At 49.3% G+C, this 25,444-nt stretch carries 23 protein-coding genes; 21 read left to right on the forward strand and 2 right to left on the reverse strand.

Going from position 1 to position 25,444, the window contains the following annotated elements; translation table 11 throughout:
* Window positions 1–7: 7 nt before the first annotated feature.
* From DWY89_RS06665 to DWY89_RS06735, 15 genes are all read left to right on the forward strand, one after another.
* On the forward strand, window positions 8–979 hold the full coding sequence (locus tag DWY89_RS06665) for an ABC transporter permease (protein WP_107000586.1): 972 nt from the start codon (window positions 8–10) through the stop codon (window positions 977–979).
* Window positions 980–1,011: 32 nt separating this feature from the next.
* The gene (locus DWY89_RS06670; RefSeq protein WP_118524500.1) at window positions 1,012–2,124 is read left to right on the forward strand and encodes a GntR family transcriptional regulator; all 1,113 of its coding nucleotides are present in this window, start codon (window positions 1,012–1,014) and stop codon (window positions 2,122–2,124) included.
* Window positions 2,125–2,147: 23 nt separating this feature from the next.
* A complete protein-coding gene (gene araA, locus DWY89_RS06675; protein WP_022358939.1) occupies window positions 2,148–3,587 on the forward strand; it encodes an L-arabinose isomerase in 1,440 nt (479 codons plus the stop codon).
* A gap of 161 nt (window positions 3,588–3,748) precedes the next feature.
* Window positions 3,749–5,356 carry an FGGY-family carbohydrate kinase gene (locus DWY89_RS06680; RefSeq protein ID WP_118524501.1) on the forward strand — a complete coding sequence of 536 codons (1,608 nt, stop codon included), beginning with the start codon at window positions 3,749–3,751 and terminating at the stop codon, window positions 5,354–5,356.
* Window positions 5,357–5,359: 3 nt separating this feature from the next.
* Entirely contained in the window at window positions 5,360–6,058 is a 699-nt protein-coding gene (locus DWY89_RS06685) for an L-ribulose-5-phosphate 4-epimerase (RefSeq protein ID WP_107000582.1), read from the forward strand.
* A gap of 250 nt (window positions 6,059–6,308) precedes the next feature.
* Window positions 6,309–6,965: a fructose-6-phosphate aldolase gene (gene fsa, locus DWY89_RS06690; RefSeq protein WP_107000581.1), complete on the forward strand. Its 657-nt coding sequence runs from the start codon at window positions 6,309–6,311 to the stop codon at window positions 6,963–6,965.
* A 135-nt stretch (window positions 6,966–7,100) separates the two neighbouring features.
* On the forward strand, window positions 7,101–7,568 hold the full coding sequence (rimP, locus tag DWY89_RS06695; protein ID WP_118468290.1) for a ribosome maturation factor RimP: 468 nt from the start codon (window positions 7,101–7,103) through the stop codon (window positions 7,566–7,568).
* A gap of 23 nt (window positions 7,569–7,591) precedes the next feature.
* Window positions 7,592–8,782: a transcription termination factor NusA gene (gene nusA / locus DWY89_RS06700; RefSeq protein WP_118524502.1), complete on the forward strand. Its 1,191-nt coding sequence runs from the start codon at window positions 7,592–7,594 to the stop codon at window positions 8,780–8,782.
* A 105-nt stretch (window positions 8,783–8,887) separates the two neighbouring features.
* On the forward strand, window positions 8,888–9,163 hold the full coding sequence (locus DWY89_RS06705) for a YlxR family protein (RefSeq protein WP_117796229.1): 276 nt from the start codon (window positions 8,888–8,890) through the stop codon (window positions 9,161–9,163).
* On the forward strand, window positions 9,150–9,458 hold the full coding sequence (locus DWY89_RS06710) for a ribosomal L7Ae/L30e/S12e/Gadd45 family protein (protein WP_107000578.1): 309 nt from the start codon (window positions 9,150–9,152) through the stop codon (window positions 9,456–9,458). Before DWY89_RS06705 ends, DWY89_RS06710 begins: the two co-directional genes overlap by 14 nt.
* Before the next feature lie 73 nt (window positions 9,459–9,531).
* Window positions 9,532–12,396, forward strand: a complete 2,865-nt coding sequence (gene infB, locus DWY89_RS06715) for a translation initiation factor IF-2 (protein ID WP_118524503.1) — start codon at window positions 9,532–9,534, stop codon at window positions 12,394–12,396.
* Between the two features lie 16 nt (window positions 12,397–12,412).
* A complete protein-coding gene (rbfA, locus tag DWY89_RS06720) occupies window positions 12,413–12,805 on the forward strand; it encodes a 30S ribosome-binding factor RbfA (RefSeq protein WP_022360140.1) in 393 nt (130 codons plus the stop codon).
* On the forward strand, window positions 12,798–13,769 hold the full coding sequence (locus DWY89_RS06725; RefSeq protein WP_118472218.1) for a bifunctional oligoribonuclease/PAP phosphatase NrnA: 972 nt from the start codon (window positions 12,798–12,800) through the stop codon (window positions 13,767–13,769). The genes rbfA and DWY89_RS06725 overlap by 8 nt, the downstream gene beginning before the upstream one ends.
* 82 nt (window positions 13,770–13,851) lie before the next feature.
* Window positions 13,852–14,829, forward strand: a complete 978-nt coding sequence (gene truB, locus DWY89_RS06730; protein WP_118524560.1) for a tRNA pseudouridine(55) synthase TruB — start codon at window positions 13,852–13,854, stop codon at window positions 14,827–14,829.
* Window position 14,830: 1 nt separating this feature from the next.
* Complete coding sequence (locus tag DWY89_RS06735) at window positions 14,831–15,757, forward strand: bifunctional riboflavin kinase/FAD synthetase (RefSeq protein WP_118468282.1); 927 nt, start codon at window positions 14,831–14,833, stop codon at window positions 15,755–15,757.
* 21 nt (window positions 15,758–15,778) lie between these two features.
* On the opposite strand, the gene DWY89_RS06740 is transcribed toward DWY89_RS06735, so the two are convergent.
* The gene (locus DWY89_RS06740; protein ID WP_118524504.1) at window positions 15,779–16,204 is read right to left on the reverse strand and encodes a DUF3842 family protein; all 426 of its coding nucleotides are present in this window, start codon (window positions 16,202–16,204) and stop codon (window positions 15,779–15,781) included.
* Between the two features lie 410 nt (window positions 16,205–16,614).
* Between DWY89_RS06740 and carB the strand changes: the two genes are divergently transcribed.
* On the forward strand, window positions 16,615–19,827 hold the full coding sequence (gene carB, locus DWY89_RS06745) for a carbamoyl-phosphate synthase large subunit (protein WP_107000573.1): 3,213 nt from the start codon (window positions 16,615–16,617) through the stop codon (window positions 19,825–19,827).
* 157 nt (window positions 19,828–19,984) lie between these two features.
* Here carB and DWY89_RS06750 read toward each other — a convergent pair whose 3' ends face one another.
* Entirely contained in the window at window positions 19,985–20,749 is a 765-nt protein-coding gene (locus DWY89_RS06750) for a YwaF family protein (RefSeq protein WP_118524505.1), read from the reverse strand.
* A gap of 327 nt (window positions 20,750–21,076) precedes the next feature.
* On the opposite strand from DWY89_RS06750, the gene DWY89_RS06755 reads away from it, so the two are divergent.
* From DWY89_RS06755 to DWY89_RS06780, 5 genes are all read left to right on the forward strand, one after another.
* On the forward strand, window positions 21,077–21,676 hold the full coding sequence (locus tag DWY89_RS06755) for a methyltransferase domain-containing protein (RefSeq protein WP_118523883.1): 600 nt from the start codon (window positions 21,077–21,079) through the stop codon (window positions 21,674–21,676).
* A complete protein-coding gene (locus DWY89_RS06760; protein WP_118523041.1) occupies window positions 21,673–22,143 on the forward strand; it encodes an LURP-one-related family protein in 471 nt (156 codons plus the stop codon). The genes DWY89_RS06755 and DWY89_RS06760 overlap by 4 nt, the downstream gene beginning before the upstream one ends.
* An 867-nt stretch (window positions 22,144–23,010) precedes the next feature.
* On the forward strand, window positions 23,011–23,844 hold the full coding sequence (locus DWY89_RS06770) for a basic amino acid ABC transporter substrate-binding protein (RefSeq protein WP_118524506.1): 834 nt from the start codon (window positions 23,011–23,013) through the stop codon (window positions 23,842–23,844).
* A gap of 118 nt (window positions 23,845–23,962) precedes the next feature.
* On the forward strand, window positions 23,963–24,652 hold the full coding sequence (locus DWY89_RS06775) for an amino acid ABC transporter permease (RefSeq protein ID WP_022360148.1): 690 nt from the start codon (window positions 23,963–23,965) through the stop codon (window positions 24,650–24,652).
* Window positions 24,642–25,394 carry an amino acid ABC transporter ATP-binding protein gene (locus DWY89_RS06780; protein WP_022360149.1) on the forward strand — a complete coding sequence of 251 codons (753 nt, stop codon included), beginning with the start codon at window positions 24,642–24,644 and terminating at the stop codon, window positions 25,392–25,394. The genes DWY89_RS06775 and DWY89_RS06780 overlap by 11 nt, the downstream gene beginning before the upstream one ends.
* Window positions 25,395–25,444: the final 50 nt, after the last annotated feature.

Genomic DNA, 25,444 nt, shown 5'->3' on the forward strand with positions numbered 1-25,444 from the left:
GGATGCAATGGAGAATCAAGTTAAGACAAGTACGGAAAATAAAGAGCAGCAGCTCAAAAAGTTATCAAAAATGACGATGATCCGTTCGCTTCTGCCGATTGCGGGACTGATTATCATCTTTCTTATGTTCAATGCCCTGACGAATTTCCGGATGATGAATAACCTTCCTCTGGTACTTTCCCAGGTGTATGTCACCATGATTTCGGCAACCGGCGTATTCTTTATCATGACGATGGGCGGTCTGGATTTCTCCCAGGGTTCCATTCTTGGTATTGCATCGATTGTTGTCTGCATGGTTTCCAAGACCAGCATTCCACTGGCGATTGTGGCAGGTATCGCGGTTGGTGCAGCGATCGGCGCCATCAACGGTTACTTCTATGTATACCGCAAGATTAAATCCTTCATCGTTACGATTTGTACGATGTTCTTATTCCGTGGATTTATCAAATATCTGACGACCAACGCGCCGGTAGCCGGCTCTGCGATGTTAATCAACTTCGATAGCACTGAATTAAAGCTGGCTTGTACGTTGGTGGTCCTGATTATCGGATTTATTTTATTCCGCTTTACCAAGTTTGGTACCTATTTAAAGGCGATCGGAGCAGGTGAGAAAGCAGCGATGTTCTCCGGCATCCGTACCGACCGCATGAAGTTCCTTATCTACACACTGGCAGGTGCGATCACAGGATTTGCCGCATTTATCAATGTTATCAAGGTTGGTTCGGTTACTTCTTCTGGTGGTAACCAGCTTGAGACCCAGATCCTGATTGCACTGGTACTGGGCGGTATGCCGATTTCCGGTGGTGCGAAGGTACGTTTTGAGAATATCATCGTTGGTTCTCTTCTGTACATCGTCCTGAACAGTGGTCTGACGATGATGGGCTTTACCACACAGATGATGCAGCTCATCCAGGGTGTTGTATTCCTGATATTCGTAGCTGTATTCGCAGACCGTCAGTCCCTGCAGGTTATCAAATAGGACAGACAAAAGCGACATCTGGAGGTTACAGTATGAGGGAGAACAGCAGCCGGAATCAGGATGGACTTAAATATCAGAAGCTCTACAACTGGGGTCGGACGCTGATTATGAGCGGGGTGCTCCGGAATATGGACAAGTTTCCATCCGAGCATATGCTCCAGAATAAATTTGGATACTCCCGCCAGACGGTCCGCAATGCGCTCAACCGCCTGGAGCAGGACGGGCTGATTGCCCGGGTCAAGGGAAGCGGCACCTACGTTTCCTACGCGCCGGAGAAGGATAAGGAAGAACGTCCCCGCATCGGACTGATTCTCAGTTATTTTTCAGATTACCTGTTTCCGCAGGTGTATGAGGGAATCGAGTCCGTCCTGCGGGAGGAAGGTTATGAGATCAGCGTTTCGGTCACGCGCAACCGCTTAAATGATGAGGCCATGTATCTCAAGGGGATGCTGGGGCGCAATGTGTCCGGACTCATCATCGAGGGGACGCGTTCCAGTTTCCCGAATCCGAATCTGCGGCTTTACAAGGAGATACGGCGGAGAAATATTCCGACGCTGTTTATTCACAATCATTACCAGAATGAGACGTTTGACAGCGTGGAGATGTCGGATGCGCGCGCGGGCTATGAGCTGACGCGGATTTTGATACAGAACGGACATACCCGGATCGGCGGTATTTTCAAATACGATGACTGGCAGGGGATCGAGCGTTACCGCGGCTTTATCGAGTGCCTGTCGGATTTCGGGATCGATTTCCAGGAGGACTGGATCCGCTGGTATTCGACCCGGGATATGGAAGAGAAATTAAGCAAAAAAGGACTCCAGCGGATGTACCGCCGGACGAAGGACTGTACCGCGATGATCCTCTACAACGACGAGGTGGCAGGCAGCTATATGGATTTTTTAAAGGATCGCGGGCTGCGTGTGCCGGAAGATATTTCCCTGGTATCGTTTGATGATGCCGGACCGGCGCAGGAGGGGGATCTCACGATCCTGTCCGTGATTCATCCCAAGTACAATCTTGGGCGGCTGACAGCGCGCAATCTTCTGCGGATGATAGAGGATCCGGACTGGCAGGAAAAGAAGTATTCGTACCGGTTTCCAGTGATGTTTAACAACGGAAATTCGGTTCGGGATATACATTGAAAATGACAAGGAGGCAGATTAAAATGAAAAAGTTATACTTTATTGTGGGTTCCCAGGACTTATACGGAGAGGAATGCCTGAAACAGGTTGCAGAAGACAGCCGTCAGATGGTTGCATTCTTAAACGAAAAAGTGGGCGATCTGGCAGAGATCGAACTTCTTCCAACCGTAGAGACTTCTGAAATCTGTATTCAGGATATGCGGAAAGCTTCGAATGATGATGACTGTGTCGGCGTTATCACATGGATGCACACCTTCTCCCCTGCAAAAATGTGGATCAAGGGTCTGCAGGAATTAAGAAAACCGCTGCTTCATTTACATACACAGGCAAATGAGAAACTTCCGTATGATGAGATCGACATGGATTTCATGAACCTGAACCAGTCCGCACATGGCGACCGTGAGTACGGCTTCATCGTTGCCAGAATGGGTATTCCGCATGAGGTTGTAGCTGGATATTACAAACATGACGATGTGGTAGCAAAGATCCGCCAGTTTGCATCTGTTGCAAAGGCTATCTCCTACTCCAAGTCCTTAAAGGTGGCTTCCTTCGGCAACAATATGCGCGAGGTGGCGGTTACCGACGGCGACCGCGTAGAGAGCCAGATCAAATACGGCTGGGAGTGCAACTATTACGCACTGGGCGATCTGGTTGACATCATCAACCAGGTAACCGAGGAAGAGATCGACGCGAAGATGAAAGAGTATACCGATAAGTATACAATGAAGACCGACCGCATTGATTCTGTCCGCGAGCAGGCTAAATATGAAGTAGGTCTGGAAAAATTTCTCTCCGCGAACGGAATCGGCGCATTCGCTGATACATTCCAGGATCTGCACGGCTTAAAGCAGCTTCCGGGTATCGCAGCACAGAACCTGATGGGCAAAGGCATCGGCTTTGGTCCGGAGGGCGATTACAAGATTTCCGCTCTGTCTGCAGTCCTGATGAAGATGTCCGAGGGCAAAGAGGGAGCAACCGGCTTTATCGAGGATTATACCTACGATCTGACCCCGGGACAGGAGTTAGAGTTAGCTTCCCATATGCTGGAGGTTCCGCCGGCATTTGCAGCAACCAAACCGGAGATCGATGTAATTCCGCTGGGTATCGGCGGCAAGGAAGATCCGGCAAGACTGATTTTCGACGGCGTGACCGGCGATGGTATCCAGGTAACGATGGTAGATATGGGCGATCATTTCCGCATCATCTGTGCAGATATCGAGCTTGTAAAACAGCCGAAACCGATGCCAAAACTTCCGGTAGCGAGAATTATGTACCGTCATAAACCGAACTTCCAGATCGGTACGGCTGCATGGTGCTACGCAGGCGGCGCTCATCACTCCGTTGTATCTACCGCTCTGACGAGAGATGACATCGCTATGTTCGCGCGTCTGACCGGTACCGAGTTAATTACAATCGGCGAAGATACGACAGAGGCTGATTTACAGAAATTCTTTATGAAATAATAGGGCGTTTGAAAGATAAAAATTTTTGAAAAAGACGTAACTGCATAAGTTTTTGCCACAACTGTGAAAATAGAATAGTTATGAATGACGGGGCGTGCCGCAGCCAAGGGGATGAAAATTCCGGCGGCGGTGCGCTTTTTGCTACAATGAGGAGGATGGATATGGGCCGCAGTGCGGAAGAGATCAAGAAAGACATAGAGAGCGGAAATACAGCGCTCGGAATTGAATTTGGTTCGACCCGAATCAAGGCAGTCTTGACGGACGGCACGACCGCGCCGATCGCGCAGGGGAGCTATGAGTGGGAAAACCGTCTGGAAAATGGTATCTGGACCTATTCCCTGGAAGATATCTGGAAGGGCTTAAAGGACTGCTATGCGGATCTGGCTGCCGATGTGAAGAACCAATACGGTTTAACGCTTAAAAGGGTTGGTGCGATGGGCGTCAGCGCCATGATGCACGGCTATATGGCATTTGATGCGGACGGAAAGCTGCTCGTTCCGTTCCGTACCTGGAGAAATACGATGACCGCCGAGGCAGCAAGACGCCTGACGGACCTGTTTAACTACAATATCCCGCAGAGATGGAGTATTGCACACCTGTATCAGGCGGTGATCAACGGCGAGGAGCATGTATCCCGCGTGCATTTTCTGACCACCTTAGCTGGATATGTACATTGGAAACTGACCGGTAAGCAGGTACTTGGCGTCGGCGATGCTTCAGGTATGTTCCCGATCGACCCGGCAACCGGACAGTATGATGCTGAAATGCTGGATAAATTCGAAGAAATGATGGTTCCGAAGGGATATCCGTGGAAGCTGCGCGACCTTCTGCCGAAGGTTCTGAGCGCTGGCGATGAGGCGGGAACGCTGACTGAGGAAGGCGCGAAGCTGCTGGATGAGAGCGGCAATCTGGAAGCTGGCATTCCGCTGTGCCCGCCGGAGGGCGATGCAGGAACCGGTATGACTGCAACCAATAGTGTGGCAGTCCGCACCGGTAACGTATCTGCCGGAACTTCCGTATTTGCAATGGTTGTTCTGGAAAAGACTCTGGAGACGGTTCACCAGGAGATTGACATGGTAACTACGCCGGACGGTCATCTGGTCGGCATGGTTCACTGCAACAACTGTACCTCCGATCTGAATGCCTGGGTAGGTCTGTTTGAAGAGTTCTATGAGCTGATGGGTCAGAAAACAGACCGCAACACCCTGTTTGGAACCCTGTACCGCAAGGCGCTTGAGGGCGATGAAGATTGCGGAGGACTGATGTCCTACTGCTACCTCTCCGGCGAGCCGATCACCGACTTCGAGGAGGGACGCCCGCTGTTTATGCGCCATCCCGACAGCAAGCTGGGACTGGCAAACTTCATGCGTACCCACTTATACAGTTCCCTGGCAACCCTGAAATATGGTCTGGATATTCTGTTCAAGGAAGAGCACGTGACACTGGATAAACTGATGGGTCATGGCGGATTCTTCAAGACCAAGGGTGTTGGACAGCGTATCATGGCGGCAGCGGCTGACGTGCCGGTATCCGTTATGGAGACAGCCGGTGAGGGCGGTGCCTGGGGTATCGCGGTTCTGGCGGCGTACCGCAAGGATAAGAAGCCGGGACAGAGCTTGTCCGATTACTTAAATGAGCAGGTATTTGCAGATGCAAAGGCGGAGACGATGGAGCCGGATGCAAAGGATGTCGAGGGCTTCAATGCGTTTATGACAAGCTATATCAATGGTCTGGCTGCCGAGAGAGGCGCCGTAGAAGGAAGGTTTTAATCGATGCTGGAAGAATTAAAAAAAGAAGTATACGAAGCCAATATGCTGCTTCCGAAATACGGTCTGGTTACCTTTACCTGGGGCAATGTTTCCGGGATTGACCGTGAGAAGGGGTTGTTTGTCATCAAACCGTCTGGCGTGGACTATGACAAACTGACGCCAGATGATATGGTTGTCATGGATCTGGAAGGAAACCGCGTTGAGGGAACGCTGAATCCGTCCTCTGATACAAAAACTCACCTGATTCTTTATAACCGTTTTCCGAAGATCGGCGGCGTGGTTCACACGCACAGCCCGTGGGCGACTTCCTGGGCGCAGGCGGGACGCGATATTCCGTGCTACGGGACGACCCATGCAGATTATATCTACGGTTCCGTTCCATGCGCGAGAAACTTAAATGAGGAAGAATTAAAGAATTATGAGTGGAACACAGGCGTGCTGATTGCAGATTTGTTTGAGGAGAGGAAGCTCGACCCGATGGCGGTGCCATGTGTGCTCTGCAAGAACCATGGACCGTTTACCTGGGGCAAGGATGCACATGAGGCGGTTCACAATGCGGTTGTACTCGAGGAGGTTGCCAAGATGGCGGCGCGCTGCGAGATGATCAATCCGGATGTGAAGGAAGCGCCGCAGTGCCTGCAGGATAAACATTATCTGCGGAAGCATGGTCCGGGGGCGTATTACGGACAAGGGAATTTGTAGTTACTGTTCCCGGGTAGGCACTTTTGAAACCGAAAGTGCCGTAAGAAAACGTGGTGGCAGCAGAAATTTGCCGTATTTAAATGCGAAGCCACGGCAAATTCCGTTACTGGGCACGTATGCGTGAACAGTAACAATTTGTAAAATATAGATACAAGTATGGAAATAGATGGGACAAGTATGGTATACTTATGCATAGTAGATATAGGAGATACTGGCTATCTATCTTATAAAAATTAGGAGGATATGAGAAATGAAATTTTTTATTGATACCGCGAATGTTGATGAGATCCGTGAAGCGAATGATATGGGTATTATCTGTGGCGTTACCACAAACCCGTCTTTGATTGCAAAAGAAGGCCGTGATTTTAATGAGGTTATCAAAGAGATTACCAGCATTGTAGATGGACCGATTTCCGGTGAGGTTAAGGCTACGACTGTGAAGGCAGAGGATATGATCGCTGAGGGCCGTGAGATCGCTAAGATTCATCCGAACATGGTTGTTAAAATCCCGATGACTACCGAGGGCTTAAAGGCTGTGAAAGCTCTGTCCGCTGAGGGCATCAAGACCAACGTAACCCTGATCTTTTCTGCCAACCAGGCACTTCTGGCTGCAAGAGCAGGCGCTACATACGTTTCTCCGTTCTTAGGCCGTCTGGATGACATCTCCACCAACGGTACAGACCTGATTTACGATATCGTAGAGATCTTTGACAATTATCCGGAGATTTCCACCGAGATTATCTGTGCTTCCACCAGACATCCGATGCACATCATCGAGTGCGCGAAGGCTGGTGCTGACATCGCAACTGTTCCGTTCAAGGTTCTGATGCAGATGGTAAAACACCCGCTGACCGATGCTGGTATCGAGAAATTCAAAGCAGATTATGAGGCTGTATTCGGTAAATAAAGAGAAACAATAGGAAATACCTCTTGAACTTCCGAAAAAAGCATGTTATACTAGGTACGATAACATAATAGACTGACTGGAAAGAGTGGACAAAAAAGTCCACTCTTTCTAATTTCATAGAAAGGTGGTGGGGGTGTGGCAAAGGGAGAGCAGTACGAAGCACGGGTAGAGGCGTGGATCACGCCGGTTCTGGAGCAGCATCAGTTTGAGCTGGTTGATGTGGAGTATGTCCGCGAGGTCGGCGTCTGGTATCTGCGGTGCTACATTGACAAAGAGGGCGGTATTACCGTTGATGACTGCGAGGTAATCAGCCGTCTGCTTGGTGAATGGCTGGATAAGGAAGATTTCATCGAGGACAGCTATATACTGGAGGTGAGTTCTCCGGGACTGGGACGTCCTCTGAAGAAAGAGAAAGATTTTGCAAGAAGCATCGGCAAAGATGTGGAGATCCGCCTGTATAAAGCGATCGACAAACAGAAGGAATTTACAGGAACGCTTACGTCCTATGACGCAGATTCTGTGACAATCACGATGGAGGACGGCAGCGAGCGTACATTTGAAAAATCAGAGATTGCTTTGATTCGTTTAGCCTTTGATTTTTAGACGGTAGGAGGAGATAAAATAAAATGAATAAAGAGTTGATTGAGGCAATAAATCTGCTGGAAAAAGAAAACAATATCAGCAAAGATGTTCTTTTAGAAGCAATTGAAAATTCTCTGCTGACAGCATACAAAAACAATTATGGCCGGGCAGATAATGTCAAGGTAAACATCAACCGTGAAACAGGAGATTTTTCCATCGTGGCAGAGCGTGAGGTTGTGGAGACCGTAGAGGATCCGATGACCCAGGTAAGCCTGGCAGAGGCAAAGCTCTTAAACAGCAAGTATGAGCTGGGCGACATCGTTCAGTTCTCTGTCAATTCCAAGGAGTTTGGACGTATCGCCGTTCAGAACGCGAAGAATGTTATCTTACAGAAGCTTCGTGAGGCAGAGCGCAACGCCCTGTATGAGGAGTGGCACTGCAGAGAAAAAGATATCGTAACGGGTATCGTACAGCGCTATGTAGGACGCAACATCAGCATCAACTTAGGCAAGATCGACACGATCTTGAACGAGAGTGAGCAGGTAAAGGGCGAGGTATTCAAACCGACCGAGCGTATCAAACTGTATGTCATCGAAGTAAAAGAGACACAGCGCGACCCGCGTATTACCGTATCCAGAAGCCATCCAGATCTGGTAAAACGCCTTTTTGAGTCTGAGGTTGCCGAGGTCCGAGACGGTACCGTAGAGATCAAGGCGATCGCACGTGAGGCAGGTTCCCGTACGAAGATGGCAGTCAGCTCCAACGACCCGAACGTCGATCCGGTCGGTGCATGTGTCGGCTTAAACGGCGCGCGTGTCAGCGCGGTTGTCAATGAGCTGCGCGGTGAGAAGATCGATATCATCAACTGGGATGACAACCCTGCATTCCTGATTGAGAACGCGTTAAGCCCGGCAAAGGTTATCCTGGTTGCAGCAGATGAGGAAGCACGCGAGGCACAGGTGATCGTTCCGGATTACCAGCTTTCTCTGGCAATCGGTAAAGAGGGGCAGAATGCACGCCTGGCAGCCCGCCTGACCGGCTTCAAGATTGATATCAAGAGCGAGACACAGGCAAGAGAGTCCGGTCTTTTAGATGAGCTTGAGAGCGGTTATGAGGAAGGCTTCGAGGGCTACACCGATGACCCGCTGATCAGCGTGGCAGAGGAAGACGCAGCCGAGGCAGCAGAAAATGAGACGGCTGAGGGCACAGAAGAGCCGGCAGCGGAGCAGGAATAATCCTGACAGATAATGTGCGGGGATGCTGATTTCGGGCGGAACGAGCAGATTTGGCAGAAAGAAAGCAGCAGAACCGGGATTTGACAGAAATGGAAGTGATAGACAGTGGGAGCAAAGAAAGTGCCGCTCAGACAGTGCATCGGATGCGGAGAAATGAAGAGCAAAAAAGAAATGATCCGCGTTTTAAAGACAGCCGACGATACGATCGAGATTGACGCGACAGGCCGTAGGAATGGACGCGGCGCCTACCTCTGTCCTTCGATGGACTGCTGGAAAAAGGCGGTAAAGAGCAAAGGACTGGAGCGGTCGCTCAAGATGGCGATTCCGAAGGAAGTCTATGAGGCGCTGGAAAAGGAGATGGAGCAGTTTGGAGAATCGTAAAAAGGTGCTGAATCTTCTGGGACTGGCGACGCGCGCCGGTAAGACGGCAAGCGGCGAGTTCATGACCGAGAAAGCGATCAAGAGTGGAAAAGCGTATCTGGTGATCGTTTCAGAAGAAGCGTCAGACAATACAAAAAAGATGTTTGAAAATTCATGTGCATACTACAAGGTTCCCGTGTACCAGTTCGGCATGAAAGAAGAGCTGGGACACGCGATGGGAAAAGAGATGAGAGCGTCTCTGGCCGTTTTGGATTCCGGTTTTGCAAAGGCGTTAAGAGAGAAGTTAGATGATTAACGCTTTTCTGGGCGGGCTCTTTTAGGAGCTTATGCAGAACGGGAAGGCAGTGCCGGAACGGAGGTAGCAAAACATGAGAGTTAATGAGTTGTCAAAACAGATTGGCAAATCAAATAAAGAAGTTTTAGAGATACTGCAGAAAAATCATTTTGACGTAAAAAGCCATTCTTCCAAGGTGACGGAGGAACAGGCAGAAGCAGTCAGATGTTTCCTTGCAGGAGCAAAGAGACAGACGACAGCGTCAAAGACAGATACAGGAAAGGCGGAAACAAATCGAGTGGAAGATATAAAGAAAGAGCCGTTAGAGGCAGAGAAGAAAGAGGCGGAGAAGACAACTGAGCCGCCGAAAAAGCGGATTGCAGCGGTTTATCGTCCGCAGAACAGCGTACAGAGAGGAAGCCGTCCGGCAGGCAAGGCCAATACAGGAAACGCAGCCAAGACCGGCGCACCGGCAAGCCGTCCGGCAGCAGCAAGTGCAGAGCAGACCGCAGAGCCGGCTAAGAGCGCAGCTCCAGCGGAGAACCGTGATGGACAGAGAAGCGGCTATCAGGGAAACCGCGACGGCCAGAGAAGCGGCGGCTATCAGGGAAACCGTGACGGCCAGAGAAGCGGCGGCTATCAGGGAAACCGCGATGGACAGAGAAGCGGCGGCTATCAGGGAAACCGTGACGGCCAGAGAAGCGGTTATCAGGGAAACCGCGACGGACAGAGAAACGGCGGCTATCAGGGAAACCGTGACGGACAGAGAAGCGGCGGCTATCAGGGAAGCCGCGACGGACAGAGAAGCGGCGGCTACCAGGGAAGCCGTGACGGACAGAGAAGCGGCGGCTATCAGGGAAACCGCGACGGCCAGAGAAGCGGCGGCTATCAGGGAAACCGCGACGGCCAGAGAAGCGGCGGCTATCAGGGAAACCGTGACGGACAGAGAAGCGGCGGCTATCAGGGCGGTCGTGATGGTCAGAGAGGCGGACGCGATGGACGCGGCGGTTTAAATATTCCGAAGCCATCCTTCGACAGCCCGGTTGTACAGAAACCGCAGAACAACAAGCAGAATAAGAATAATTACAAGAACGATAAATACAGCAAGATCGACCATGAGGAAGAGATGCACTCCAAGGGAAGAGGCGGAAAGAACGTAAAGAGCGCTGTTCAGCCGCCGCAGAAGAAGGAGGCAAAGGTTGAGGAGATCAAGACAATCACGATCCCGGAGGTAATTACCATCAAGGATCTGGCAGACAAGATGAAACTTCAGCCGTCTGTCATTGTAAAGAAACTCTTCTTACAGGGCAAGGTTGTCACCATCAATCAGGAAGTAGATTACGAGCAGGCAGAAGAGATCGCGATGGAGTTTGACGTACTCTGTGAGAAAGAGGTCAAGGTTGACGTCATCGAGGAACTTCTGAAAGAGGAAGAAGAGGATGAGAAGGACATGGTAACCCGTCCGCCGGTTGTATGCGTTATGGGTCATGTCGATCATGGTAAAACCTCCCTTCTGGATGCAATCCGCCAGACCAATGTAACTGCAAAAGAGGCAGGCGGTATCACCCAGCACATCGGTGCGTACATGGTAGAGATCAACGGACAGAAGATCACATTCCTCGATACGCCGGGACATGAGGCATTTACCGCAATGCGTATGCGTGGTGCAAAATCCACTGATATTGCAATCCTCGTTGTTGCAGCAGATGACGGTGTTATGCCGCAGACCATCGAGGCGATCAACCATGCGAAGGCAGCAGGGGTTGAGATCATTGTAGCGATCAACAAGATCGATAAGCCGAGTGCCAATATTGAGAAGGTAAAACAGGAGCTTATCGAGTACGAACTGGTTCCGGAGGACTGGGGCGGCAGCACCATCTTCGTTCCGGTATCTGCACATACCAAGGAAGGTATCAAGGAACTGCTTGAGATGATCCTTCTGACCGCAGAGGTCAAAGAGTTAAAGGCAAACCCGAACCGTAATGCGAGAGGTCTTGTCATCGAGGCGGAGCTGGATAAGGGTAAAGGTCCGGTTGCAACCGTCCTGGTACAGAAGGGTACCCTGCATGTCGGTGATCCGATCGCGGCAGGTGCCTGCTACGGCCGTGTCCGTGCGATGATGGACGATAAGGGACGCCGCGTCAAAGAGGCTGGTCCGTCCACTCCGGTCGAGATTCTGGGTCTTAATGACGTGCCGAACGCCGGCGAGGTATTTGTACAGCCGGAGAACGAGAAAGAGGCAAGAAGCTTTGCAGAAACCTTTATCTCTGAGAGCAAGAATAAGTTAATTGAAGATACAAAGATGAAGCTTTCCCTGGACGATCTGTTCTCCCAGATCAAGGCAGGAAATGTAAAGGAACTTCCACTGATCGTCAAGGCAGATGTACAGGGTTCTGTCGAGGCAGTAAAACAGAGCCTGATGAAGCTGTCCAACGAGGAAGTTGTAGTCAAGGTCATCCACGGCGGTGTTGGTGCGATCAACGAGTCCGACGTCAGTCTGGCAGCCGCATCCAACGCGATCATTATTGGTTTCAATGTGCGCCCGGACGCAACCGCGAAGTCCATCGCAGAGCGTGAGAAAGTAGACGTTCGTCTCTACCGCGTCATCTATCAGGCAATCGAGGATGTCGAGGCAGCGATGAAGGGTATGCTTGACCCGATCTACGAGGAGCAGGTAATCGGTCACGCCGTTGTACGTCAGACCTTCAAGGCTTCCGGCGTTGGTACTATCGCTGGTTCCTACGTCCTGGATGGTAAATTCCAGAGAGGCTGCAAGGCACGTATTACCCGTGACGGCGAGCAGATCTTCGATGGTCCGCTGGCATCCTTAAAGCGTTTCAAGGACGACGTGAAGGAAGTTGCTTCCGGATACGAGTGTGGTCTTGTATTTGAGAAGTTCAACGATCTGCAGGAAGACGATATGATCGAAGCATATGCGATGGTAGAGGTTCCGCGCTAGAAAGGCAGAGGGATTCATGCGTAAAAATAGCATTAAAAATACAAGAATTAACAGTGAAGTACAGAGAGAGCTGAGTTCCATCATCAGCCGTGAGCTGAAAGATCCGCGGATTCATCCGATGACAACGGTTGTCTCCGTGGAGGTAACTCCGGATCTCAAGTACTGCAAGGCGTATATCAGCGTGTTAGGCAACGAGGAAGCGGCGAAGGATACGATCCAGGGACTGAAAAGTGCTGTCGGATTTGTCCGCACCCAGCTTGCAAAACGCATTAATTTACGGAATACGCCGGAAATTACATTTATTCTCGATCAGTCGATTGAGTACGGTGTACACATGACCCGCCTGATCGATGAAGTAACTGAAAACCTCAGAGACTCAGAATCGGGAGATGAGGAAGAAAATGAGTAAAAATATCTTAGAGGCGTCACTGGAAGGGGCGGAGCACATCGTACTGCTTGGTCACATCCATCCGGACGGGGACTGTATCGGAACGACTCTGGGACTGCTTAACTATCTGCGGGAGAATTATCCGCAGATAGAGGCAGAACTGTTTCTCGACCATCCGGCTGCTAAATTTTCTTATATGAATGATTTTGAGAAAATTCATACCGAGATTGTGCCGGAAAAACAGTTTGATCTGTGCATTACGCTGGATGCCAGCGACAAAGAGCGTCTGGGCGGCTACGCGGTCTATTTTGACAGCGCCGCCAAGACACTCTGTATCGATCATCACAGAACCAATACAGGATTTGCAGAACAAAATTACATCATTCCGGACGCAAGCTCCTGCAGCGAAGTGTTATACACGCTTCTTGATGAGGCAAAGATCAGCAGGGAGGCGGCAGAGTGTCTCTATACCGGAATTGTGCATGACACAGGTGTATTTAAGTACAATTCAACGACCCGGAAAACGATGGAAATCGCGGGCGCGCTGATGGAAAAAGGCGTGAACGCGGCGAAGATCATCGACGACAGCTTTTACCGCAAGACCTACGCACAGAACCAGATTCTCGGAAAAGCGCTGCTTAGCAGTACACGGATTCTGGATGGAAGATGTATTTTCAGTGTGGTTTCCCAGAAAGAAATGGAGTTTTACGGAGTCGATACGAACGATCTGGATGGCATTATCGATCAGCTCCGGATTACCGAAGGAGTGGAATGTGCCATTTTCATCTATGAAAAGGCGTTCAACGAGTACAAGGTCAGCCTTCGTTCCAACGACTATGTCGATGTGAGCAAGGTGGCGGCGTATTTCGGCGGTGGCGGACACATCCACGCGGCGGGCTGCACGATGCAGGGACATCCGAGGGATGTGATCAACAACCTGACGGGACATATTGAGAAACAGATGGATGCCCGTAGGGAGGAATAGGAGGTTCTGTTGCTGATTGCGCTGCCTGCTTTCAGGTGCACAGCGCATGGACGGTAATAGTTCTGATTTTTTAGGAGATTTTATGTTTCACGGTGTGATAAACATTTATAAAGAACCGGGGTTTACGTCCCACGATGTGGTGGCGAAGCTCCGGGGCATTTTGAGACAGAAAAAGATCGGTCATACGGGTACGCTCGATCCGGCAGCGGAGGGCGTACTCCCTGTATGTCTGGGGAAGGGAACGAAGCTGTGCGACCTTTTGACGGATAAGAGGAAGACGTATCAGGCAGTTCTTTTGCTGGGAACCGAAACCGATACGCAGGATATGACAGGAACGATTCTTTCGGAGAAACCGACGGAACAGCTGACAGAACCGGCAGTCCGCGGGGCGGCGGAGAGCTTTGTTGGTCCATATATGCAGGTACCGCCGATGTATTCGGCGCTCAAGGTCAACGGAAAGAAGCTCTACGAGTTGGCGAGAGCCGGAAAAGAGGTAGAGCGGGCAGCGCGTCCGGTGGAAATCTATGATCTTCAGATAGATGCGGTGGAACTGCCGCGTGTGACGATGACCGTGACCTGTTCCAAGGGAACCTACATCCGTACCCTGTGCCATGACATCGGTGAAAAGCTGGGATGCGGCGGCTGTATGGAAAAACTGATCCGCACCCGCGTCGATCGATTTGCGATCGGGGACAGCCTGCGCCTGTCCGAGGTGGAAGCGCTGGCGAAAGCCGGTCAGATCGAGGATAGGATCGTGACGGTGGATGGAATGTTTGAGGACTGCCCGGCGTATGTATCGGAGAGCGAAGTTCTGGATAAGCTTCTGCAGAATGGAAATCCATTCCCGAAGGGGCTGGGACCGAGAGACGGCTGCTTAGTGCAGATCGGAAGCAGTTTGGCTGAACACCAGGTTTCTGCGGATGGAAACTCAGAGATGGTACTTCCGGATTCTGGAATCATCCGCGTCTATGACAGCGCAAACCAGTTTATCGGTCTCTATGCCTATCAGCCGGAGAAGAAACAATGGAAACCACGTAAGATCTTTCTGGGAGGAGAGTAAGATGCAGTATTTTGCCGGAACCAGAGAATTTCAGATAAAAGAGCCGACTGCGGTCACGATCGGTAAGTTTGACGGTCTTCACAGAGGGCATCAGAAGCTGCTGCGGGAAGTGATGCGGTATCGGGAAAAAGGATATAAACCAGCGGTGTTTACCTTTGAGACGGCACCGGGAACCTTGATCCGGGGAAAGCTGCAGACGATGATCACGACCAACGAGGAGCGCGAGGAGAACCTGCGCGAGGCGGGGGTGGAGTATCTGGTGGAATATCCGTTCAACCAGGAAGTCGCACATATGGACCCGGAACAGTTTGTTGCCGAGATTCTGGTCGGCAAGATGGGCGCAAAGGCGATCGTGTCCGGTCCGGACTGCCATTTTGGCTACCAGCGGAAGGGCGATGCTGAACTGCTTCGGAAACTGGCACCGAAATATGGATATGAGGTGTCGATCGTTGAAAAGGCGATGGACGGCGATCGCGAGATCAGCAGCACCTATATCCGGGAAGAGCTGGCGAAGGGAAATATCCGCAAGGCGAATGAACTGTTGGGATACGAGTACCGGATCAGCGGACAGGTAGTACACGGGGAGCATTTAGGTTCCACCCTAGGTTTTCCGACGGCGAATATCCTGCCGGGAATCCAGAAACATCTTCCGGCGTTCGGGGTATATCTCTCCCGGACGGTGATTGATGGTGCTTCTTATGGAAGTATCACGAATATTGGAAAAAAACCGACGATTGCCGGAGAACGACCAGCGGGGGCGGAGACATATATCTATGATCTGGATGAAAACCTGTATGGGAAAAAGATAGAGGTTCATTTTTTGGATTTTATGCGGCCGGAGATGAAATTTTCCGGGGTGGATGAGTTGAAGATGCAGGTTTTGAAGGATAAAGAGACCGGGAGAAAAATGCACGGAGCGGAACGATGAGAGTTCAGCTTCGTGCATTTTTTAAATATGATTCAGGTAGGCAGCTGCTTCCTCTGCCGCCAAATGGATATATTCATTCATTGGTAAATTCTGTGTTCCTACTAAAATATGGCGGCAATAGGAGCTTCCACTGACAGGAATCAGGATTTTCTGGGCGCGGCTTTGTCCGATGGCGGCTGCCATGGCGGGGGTGATTTCTCCTAAGAGGGAGTCTGCAATGACGATGCCGATTGGTCCGATGATTAGGTCGGCATCGCGGCAGGCGACGAGAACGGGGTTTTCTCCGGTGGCGCCCATGGCAGCTCCGGCTTTCATCATCGCGGCAGTGGCAGTGGTGTTGGCACCGAGCGCGAGAAGCGGCTGTCCGGGACAGAGTTTATGGATTTCTTCTACGAGGGCGCGCCCCATGCGTCCGCCCTGACCGTCGATGATGACAACTTTTTTCATAATGGATAACCCCTTTCTTTTTCGTAGGATTTTCGTAGGACAAGATAATAAAAAAGAATGTGCCTTGGCACATTCTCGCGCAGGAACGAAAATAAGAGGGTCTAAATCTGCCTTTTTGACAAAATAAACACCCCAGTATATCTTTCCTATAATATCATAGAAGATCAAATTTGAAAAGCGAAAAAGATCGATTTTTGTAAAATTTTTTGTTTACAAATAAAGCGCTTTCTATTATAATGCTGATAATGGCTAACTGGGGTCTGGCAGAGCTGCGATTGGCGGAGGCTGTCAGGGTGACGGAAGATCAGACAGACGCGCGTGAAGGCACCGCGGAGGTGCTTGATTTTTAGTTGATCCGGGAGGCCGCTTTTTTAAAGCCAAAAAACAGCAGACAATGAGAGGGAGAAAACATGAGGAGAAATGACATTCACAAAGTATTGATTATCGGTTCCGGTCCAATCATTATCGGACAGGCGTGTGAGTTCGATTATTCGGGAACACAGGCGTGCAAGGCACTGAGAAAACTCGGCTATGAGATTGTGCTGGTCAATTCCAATCCGGCTACGATTATGACGGATCCGGAGACAGCAGATGTGACTTATATTGAGCCGCTGAACGTAGACCGTCTGACTCAGATCATTGAAAAAGAGCGCCCGGATGCGCTGCTCCCGAACCTGGGTGGACAGTCCGGACTGAACCTCTGCTCCGAATTGGCAGCAGCAGGTGTTCTGGATAAATATGATGTTAAAGTAATCGGCGTTCAGGTTGATGCTATCGAGCGTGGTGAGGACCGTATCGAGTTTAAGCATACAATGGAAAGCCTGGGTATCGAGATGGCTAGAAGTGAGGTTGCCTACAGCGTTGAGGATGCACTGGCAATCGCAGATAAACTGGGTTATCCGGTTGTTCTTCGTCCGGCTTACACCATGGGCGGCGAAGGCGGCGGTCTTGTATATAACGTAGAAGAACTGAAGACCGTGTGTGCAAGAGGCCTGCAGGCCAGCATGGTTGGTCAGGTTCTGGTAGAGGAGTCTATCCTTGGATGGGAAGAGCTTGAGCTGGAAGTTGTCCGCGATGCGAAGAACAACATGATCACTGTCTGCTTTATTGAAAATATTGATCCGCTGGGCGTACACACCGGAGATTCCTTCTGTTCTGCTCCGATGTTAACCATTTCGGAAGAAGTACAGAAACGTCTGCAGGAGAAATCCTACAAGATCGTAGAAGCAATCCAGGTAATCGGCGGTACCAACGTACAGTGGGCACACGATCCGAAGACAGACCGTGATATTGTTATCGAGATCAACCCGAGAACCTCCCGTTCGTCCGCACTGGCATCCAAAGCAACTGGTTTCCCGATTGCACTGGTATCAGCGATGCTGGCAACCGGTATGACTCTGGATGAGATTCCATGCGGCAAGAGCGGCACTCTGGATCAGTATGTTCCGTCCGGCGACTATATTGTTATCAAGTTTGCACGCTGGGCATTTGAGAAGTTCAAAGGCGCAGAGGACAAGCTGGGAACCCAGATGAAGGCAGTCGGCGAGGTTATGAGTATCGGAAAGACCTACAAAGAGGCATTCCAGAAGGCGATCCGAAGCCTGGAGAGAGGCCGCTACGGTCTTGGTCATGCGAAAGACTTCGATAAGAAGACAAAAAAAGAACTGCTTGCGATGCTGCATGTTCCGAGCAGCGAACGTCAGTTCATTATGTACGAGGCACTTCGTAAGGGCGCTACCGTAGACGAGCTGTTCGAATTAACCAAGATTAAACATTACTTCATCCAGCAGATGAAAGAACTGGTAGAAGAGGAAGAAAGCCTGATGCAGTATAAGGGCGAGGTTCCGCCGGTTGAGGTTCTCCGCCAGGCGAAGCTGGACGGTTTTGCAGATAAATATTTAAGCGAGCTGTTAGGCGTTACAGAGGAAGAGATCCGCGATGCAAGAACCAAAGAAGGTATCGTAGAAGGCTGGGAGGGCGTACACGTAAGTGCCACACCGGATTCTGCATACTACTTCTCCAGCTATCACATCAAGGATCAGAGTCCGTGCAGCGACAACAAGAAGATCATGATTCTGGGCGGCGGTCCGAACCGTATCGGTCAGGGTATTGAGTTCGACTACTGCTGCGTACATGCAGCTATCGCTCTGAAAGAGCTTGGATTTGAGACAATTATCGTTAACTGCAACCCAGAGACCGTATCTACAGACTATGATACCTCCGATAAACTGTATTTCGAGCCGCTGACTCTGGAAGATGTATTAAGCATCTATCATAAGGAGAAACCGCTGGGAGTTATCGCACAGTTTGGTGGTCAGACACCGCTGAACCTGGCAGCAGACCTGAAGAAATATGGTGTCAATATTCTGGGTACAACTCCGGAAACCATCGACATGGCAGAGGATCGTGACCTGTTCCGTGCGATGATGGATAAACTGCAGATTCCGATGCCGGAGTCAGGCATGGCAGTTACCGTTGATGACGCATTAGAGATTGCGAATAAGATCGGTTACCCGGTTATGGTTCGTCCGTCCTATGTACTTGGCGGCCGCGGCATGGAGGTTGTTCATGACGATGAAGCGATGACCTTCTATATGAGAGCAGCTGTCGGTGTAACTCCGGATCGTCCGATTCTGATTGACCGTTTCCTGCATCATGCAACCGAGTGTGAGGCAGATGCTATCAGCGATGGCGAGAACGTATTTGTTCCGGCTGTTATGGAGCATATCGAGCTGGCAGGTATCCACTCCGGTGACTCCGCTTGTATCCTTCCGTCCAGAAATCTGACCAAGGATCAGGTAGAGACAATCCGTGATTACACAAGCCGTATTGCAAAAGAGATGCACGTTGTAGGTCTGATGAACATGCAGTATGCAATCGAGGACGGCGAAGTATACGTGCTGGAGGCAAACCCGAGAGCATCCCGTACCGTGCCGCTGGTATCTAAAGTATGCAACATCAAGATGGTAAAACTGGCAACGGATATCATGACTTCCTACTTAACAGGCCGTCCGTCACCGGTTCCGGCACTGAAAGAGAAGAAGATTCCGCACTACGGTGTTAAGATGCCGGTATTCCCGTTCAAGATGTTCCCGGAGGTTGATCCGGTACTTGGACCGGAGATGCGTTCCACCGGTGAGGTTCTTGGTATGTCCACCAGCGTTGGTGAGGCTATCTACAAGGCACAGGAAGCAACCCAGACACGTCTTCCTTCCTCAGGAACTGTCCTCCTGAGTGTCAATGACAAGGATAAGATAGAGCTTATCGAGGTTGCAAGAGGCTTCTACGAGTGTGGCTTTACCCTGATGGGTACAGGCAGAACCTGTGATGTGATGGTAGCAGCAGGACTTCCGGCTGAGAAGGTATGCAAGATCAACGAAGGCCGTCCGAACATTTTAGATAAGATTACCAACGGAGAAGTGGCAATCATTATCAATACCCCGAACGATAAGAAGGGCAGAGGCGATGACAGCTACATCCGTAAGGCAGCTGTAAAGGCGAAGATTCCGTACTTCACCAACATGGCAGCAGCAAAGGCTACCGTACAGGCTCTGAGAAGTATCAAGAAGAACGGACATCTGGAGGTTAAGTCCCTGCAGGAGTTCCATAGCGAGATTCAGTAAATAAAAATAAAAGGGTAAAATCCATTGTTACAGAGTCGTTTCAGTGGATTTTACCGTGACAGTGAATTAATTGAGCTGTTATAGAAAAGAGCGTCTGCCCGGCTGTGAATGCGGGGCTGGCGCTCTTTTAAAGTTGCCATGCATCTGGAAGAGGCTGTCAGTGGCAGGTTCTGTGGGAGAGAATTTCATATACGAGATGCAGCAACCAGGCACCCAGGATGATCGAAAGCACATACACTGCATTTCCGGCAAAAATTCCAAATTTAGCAGCGATCTGGGAGTACACAATCTGCGTGGTCGCGTAGTACGGCGTGATATAAAACATATCCGCGTTTCCATACGGATGCGAGGTAACATTGATGATGGTTGCGATGACACATCCGACTGCAAATACAGCTGTAGACTGCCAAAATCCTTTGGCGGTTGGCAGCACCATGCGGGAAAAGGCGATGAGCAGCCCGATGAAGATCAGAAGGATATGCCAGATAAATCCATGCAGGGTCAGCGTCCAGTACGGGTGCATCAGACCGGACGGATCGACGAACACCATGACGGCACCGAGCAGGTTGTAATTATACATAAAAGTGCAAAAAATACGTTGATATTTATGCGGAACAAAGGGCAGTAGCAGGCAGAGGTACATCGGCAGGCTGCAGAGCTGGAATGGAAAATACCACCAGTCGTAGTGCCGGTTGTTTTCTATGTAATAGAGAAAAAGCTGTTTGTAGACCTCGGAAAATGCCAGAAAAACACCGCAGGCAAAGAGCAGATGCAGACGGAACGCTTCGGAGCGCGTCCGCAATTTCCATGCGGCAAAGGCGGCGAGCAGGATGCCGATCAGCATAAATGCTAAATGAAAGGGAGACCAGACTGCGGGCGGTGTCATGGACCAGGCAGTTAAGGTAAGTAGACGGGAAATCATAAAAAGCCTTCTTTCGTAATAAAACCTAAGGAATGGTTCCGTATCTTGTGAATCATGCTGTAAGCGACCGCGCCCGGCGAGAGAATGTGACAAGGCACATTCTCTTTACGGAAGCAGATGCCCAGTACAGAGAAAACGGTACAGAATAGTTATAGTACGAAATATTAGATTTGCCAAGAATTAACAACAAGATCTGCCCATAATAAGACGATGGGAGATTTACATATTTGCAATTTTTTTCTTTCCAAAGCTGCAAGTTGACAAGCGCCGCCAATTTCCTATATTCTGTAGATATAAGAATCGAGTAAATGATACGGGAGATATACCATGAACCAAAATGAGACCCAATGGGATAGATTTCTGAAAATCCGAACAAGCGGCAGAGATGATTCGCATGCGGATCAATACCGATACCCATACGAACCGACGGCATACGTGGTTCTGGAACGGTTGGCGAACAGCGGATTAATTCGGAAGAATAATACCTTATTGGACTATGGAACCGGCAAGGGAAGAGTCTGTTTTTACTTGTCCTATCAGACAAGGAGTAAAACAATCGGAATCGAATACGATGAACGTATTTATCAGGGGGCAGCAGAAAATAAGGAGACGGCAGTGTCCGGAAACCGTACTTCCTTTATCTTAAGCAGTGCGGAGAACTATGAGCTTCCTCCAGAAGTGGACCGGTGTTATTTTTTCAATCCATTTTCGGTAGAGATATTGCACTCTGTTCTTGCCAGGATATATGAGTCCTATTACGAAAATCCGAGAGAGATACTGCTGTTTTTTTATTATCCATCGGAGGAATATATCAGTTGTCTGATGACGGAGGAACAGCTAATGTTTTATGATGAGATTGACACATCGGATTTGTTTCCGGGCGAGGACAAAAGAGAACGGATTATGATATTTGAGGTGATTTTATGAAGCTTTTATTTAAACAGCGGTTATTTTCGTGGTTTGACAGTTATGATATTTATGATGAGTTTGGCAATACAGTATATGTGGTAAAAGGCCAGTTGTCCTGGGGCCATAAGTTGGTGATATATGATGCAGACGGCAATGAAATTGGAATGGTTGTTCAGCGTGTACTGACATTTCTGCCAAAATTTGAGATATATAAAAAAGGCACCTATATCGGATGCTTGAGTAAAGAATTCTCTTTCCTGATGCCGCATTACAATATTGATTACAATGGCTGGCATATCGACGGTTCGATTATGGAATGGGATTATAATATCCTCGATCAAAGGGGATATTCGGTTGCCAGTGTCAGCAAAGAGCTGTTCCATATGACGGACACGTATGTTATTCAGGTAAATGAGCCGGAATATGCATTGGATGCATTGATGTTTGTGCTGGCGATCGATGCGGAAAAATGTTCGAGGAAGTAAGAAAGGGTGCGTCTGCTTTTGGATACAAGAGCACCGAGGTATTCTTGAATGATTTAATATATTCAGGATAGAAATGTTGATACGAAATGCTGCAGACGGAAATTTATATCTGTATGACATGGTGAACATAAAAAAAGAAACGAGCACCCCGCTTGAGCAATAGCTGTACGGTAACAAACCCATTTCTTGATTATATGATACATTGAACAGTATTAAATGTCAACGAAAAAAAGCATAAGAAATCTCAATGAAAAGCCAGCCAAGCTATTCATCGGAAAGACCATAGAAAAGCCAGGTTCAGATACACCAGTCTTTGGCAGTTGAGTGAAAATAAAATCGCTGTAACCCTTGTATTTGCTGGGGTGCAGCGATTTTTGTTGCTGTTGCAGACTATAGTATTTTTTTCTTCCTTGTCCATTTTTGGAATTGTTCTCATTTTACTGTTCGTTATGAATTGATAATCCGTTCGGAAACCGGAAACATTCTTCGAGCTGTCATCTGCTTTCATTTACTTTCAAAATTTCACCAACCGAATCATCCAGAAGATCCGTACATACGGAGTAAGAAGTGCGGGCATTTGCTTTCGTGTAGGAATGACAAATATAAAAAGACTCTGCGTTTTTTGATTATGCAACTATTAAACTCCCGTGCCAAGAATTAACAACAAGATCTGTCCGTAACTGGAACCGTACAAATTGGAAAAGAATGCATAATCATACAAAACCCTGTAAAAAACAGGAATTCAGGCTTGATTATTTATAAAAATGCGGTATAATGTATTCCTAGATACAGTAATAAAAGTAAGAATATTCGTATTTACTGCATAAAAATACAAAAGCAGCGAATAGAAATGAGGAGGAATTTATTATGAAAAAGAAATTAGCAGCAATCGCTATGGCAACTGCTATGGCAGCATCGTTAGCAGCATGCTCTTCCAAACCGGCAGAGACAACCGCAGCCGCAGAGGAGAATGAGGAGACAACCGCAGAGGCAGCAGAGGGCAGCGAGGCAGCAGAGGCTGGCGACAGCGCATTTGCAGGAAAGACTCTGGTTATGTCCACCAACGCTGAGTTCGCACCGTATGAGTACCACGATGGAAATGATATCGTAGGTATCGACGTAGATATTGCAAACGCTATCTGCGAGGATATGGGAGCATCTCTGGAAATCACCGACGTAGCATTCGATTCTATCATCCCGGAGGTTCAGTCTGGCAAAGCTGATTTCGCAGCAGCAGGCATGACTGTTACCGAGGATCGTCAGACCCAGGTGGATTTCTCTGACACTTACGCAACCGGCGTTCAGTCTGTTATCGTAACCGAGGACAGCGACATCAAATCCCTGGATGATTTAAAGGGCAAACAGATCGGTGTTCAGCAGGGTACCACCGGTGACCTTTATTCCACCGATGATTTCGGCGAGGAGAGTGTACAGAGATTTTCCAAGGGCGCAGATGCAGTACAGGCACTGTCCACTGGCAAGATCGATGCAGTTATCATTGACAACAAACCGGCACAGGTATTTGTAGACGAGAATGACGGCTTAAAGCTTCTGGAAACACCGTACGCAGAAGAAGAGTACGCAATCGCAGTTAAGAAGGGCAATACAGAGCTTCTGGACGCTATCAACGCATCCATCGCAAACCTGAAAGAGTCTGGAAAACTGGACGAGATCGTTGCAAAATACATTACCGCTGAATAATTTGACAGAAAAAGCTACATCTGTTTGATTAAGAAAAAGGTTGCTGCAGAATGAAAAAGATGAAATTCGGCAGCAGCCCTTTTTCGGGTCTATATCATCTTACAAGGAGGAAAACGGATTGGAGAAACTCAAGCAGGCCTTATATTTAAACCTGATCAAGGATGACAGGTGGCAGTATCTGACAGGGGGCCTGAAAAATACCCTGATCATCACGTTATTTGCGACCCTGATCGGCATTGCCCTTGGTCTGCTGATTGCGATTGTCCGTGCGACTCACGACAAAACCGGTAAAATGAAATTTTTAAATGGTGTCTGCCAGGTATATCTGACGGTCATCCGGGGAACGCCGGTTGTCATTCAGTTGATGATTTTCTATTACTGTATTTTTGTATCGCGTGTATTTGCCGGCGTCTTTGTCGGTGTGATCGCGTTTGGTCTTAACTCGGCGGCATATGTAGCGGAGATCTTCCGTTCCGGTATCATGTCGATCGACGAGGGACAGATGGAGGCAGGTCGAAGCCTTGGTTTTAACTATGTCCAGACGATGCGTTATATTATTATGCCGCAGGCGTTTAAAAACGTACTTCCGGCGCTTTGCAATGAGTTTGTTGTTCTTCTGAAAGAGACTTCGGTAGCCGGTTACGTGGCGGTGCAGGATCTGACAAAGGGCGGTGATATCATCCGTTCCAGAACGTATGACGCGTGGACACCGCTTCTGATCGTGGCTGCTGTTTATCTGGCGCTGACGATGATCTTCAACCACTTTGCACAGAATCTGGAAAGGAGCCTGAGAAAGAATGAACGATAACGTACAAAACGGAGAAGTGATAATTGACATCAATGACCTTTCCAAGGCGTTCGGTGATTTAAAGGTCCTGACCAATATTTCCACCCAGATACGCAAGGGGGATGTTGTCTGCGTGATCGGACCATCCGGTTCCGGTAAATCCACATTTCTGCGCTGCATGAACCTGCTGGAAACACCGACCGGCGGACACATCTATTTTGAGGGAACGGATATCACGGATCCGAAGACAAACATTGACAAACTCCGTCAGAAAATGGGAATGGTATTCCAGCAGTTCAACCTGTTCCCGCATATGACGATTCTTGATAATATGACGCTAGCACCGATGAAACTGCTCGGACGCCCGAAGGACGAGGCGGAGACGGAGGCATTGAAACTTCTGGAGCGTGTCGGATTAAAGGAAAAGGCATCCGCCTATCCGGGACAGCTCTCCGGCGGTCAGAAACAGCGTGTGGCGATCGTACGCGCACTGGCAATGCATCCGGATGTGATGCTCTTTGACGAGCCAACCTCTGCGCTTGACCCGGAGATGGTAGGCGAGGTATTAAACGTAATGCGTCAGCTTGCCGAGGAACACATGACGATGGTCGTGGTTACCCATGAGATGGGCTTCGCCCGCGAGGTGGCAACCCGCGTTATGTTCATGGAGGGCGGCAACTTCATCGAAGAAAACGAACCGAAGGAGTTCTTTGAGCATCCAAAGAGCGAAAGATTGAAGGCATTTTTGAGTAAGGTGCTGTAAGAAAATTTAATATTAGGAAAAGTCCGGTAGGGAGAGAATGTCATAGCACA

This window comes from Clostridium sp. AF27-5AA (assembly GCF_003478415.1).
Taxonomy (GTDB): domain Bacteria; phylum Bacillota; class Clostridia; order Lachnospirales; family Lachnospiraceae; genus Otoolea; species Otoolea fessa.

Bases quoted from the DNA above. Each gene is read 5' to 3' on its own strand.
- DWY89_RS06770 (WP_118524506.1), top strand. From the start codon at position 23,011: ATGAAAAAGAAATTAGCAGCAATCGCTATGGCAACTGCTATGGCAGCA.
- truB (WP_118524560.1), top strand. From the start codon at position 13,852: ATGTTTCACGGTGTGATAAACATTTATAAAGAACCGGGGTTTACGTCC.
- DWY89_RS06685 (WP_107000582.1), top strand. From the start codon at position 5,360: ATGCTGGAAGAATTAAAAAAAGAAGTATACGAAGCCAATATGCTGCTT.
- DWY89_RS06665 (WP_107000586.1), top strand. From the start codon at position 8: ATGGAGAATCAAGTTAAGACAAGTACGGAAAATAAAGAGCAGCAGCTC.
- carB (WP_107000573.1), top strand. From the start codon at position 16,615: ATGAGGAGAAATGACATTCACAAAGTATTGATTATCGGTTCCGGTCCA.
- araA (WP_022358939.1), top strand. From the start codon at position 2,148: ATGAAAAAGTTATACTTTATTGTGGGTTCCCAGGACTTATACGGAGAG.
- nusA (WP_118524502.1), top strand. From the start codon at position 7,592: ATGAATAAAGAGTTGATTGAGGCAATAAATCTGCTGGAAAAAGAAAAC.
- DWY89_RS06735 (WP_118468282.1), top strand. From the start codon at position 14,831: ATGCAGTATTTTGCCGGAACCAGAGAATTTCAGATAAAAGAGCCGACT.
- DWY89_RS06760 (WP_118523041.1), top strand. From the start codon at position 21,673: ATGAAGCTTTTATTTAAACAGCGGTTATTTTCGTGGTTTGACAGTTAT.
- DWY89_RS06780 (WP_022360149.1), top strand. From the start codon at position 24,642: ATGAACGATAACGTACAAAACGGAGAAGTGATAATTGACATCAATGAC.
- DWY89_RS06750 (WP_118524505.1), bottom strand. From the start codon at position 20,749: ATGATTTCCCGTCTACTTACCTTAACTGCCTGGTCCATGACACCGCCC.
- infB (WP_118524503.1), top strand. From the start codon at position 9,532: ATGAGAGTTAATGAGTTGTCAAAACAGATTGGCAAATCAAATAAAGAA.
- DWY89_RS06740 (WP_118524504.1), bottom strand. From the start codon at position 16,204: ATGAAAAAAGTTGTCATCATCGACGGTCAGGGCGGACGCATGGGGCGC.
- DWY89_RS06725 (WP_118472218.1), top strand. From the start codon at position 12,798: ATGAGTAAAAATATCTTAGAGGCGTCACTGGAAGGGGCGGAGCACATC.
- DWY89_RS06670 (WP_118524500.1), top strand. From the start codon at position 1,012: ATGAGGGAGAACAGCAGCCGGAATCAGGATGGACTTAAATATCAGAAG.
- DWY89_RS06680 (WP_118524501.1), top strand. From the start codon at position 3,749: ATGGGCCGCAGTGCGGAAGAGATCAAGAAAGACATAGAGAGCGGAAAT.
- rbfA (WP_022360140.1), top strand. From the start codon at position 12,413: ATGCGTAAAAATAGCATTAAAAATACAAGAATTAACAGTGAAGTACAG.
- DWY89_RS06755 (WP_118523883.1), top strand. From the start codon at position 21,077: ATGAACCAAAATGAGACCCAATGGGATAGATTTCTGAAAATCCGAACA.
- fsa (WP_107000581.1), top strand. From the start codon at position 6,309: ATGAAATTTTTTATTGATACCGCGAATGTTGATGAGATCCGTGAAGCG.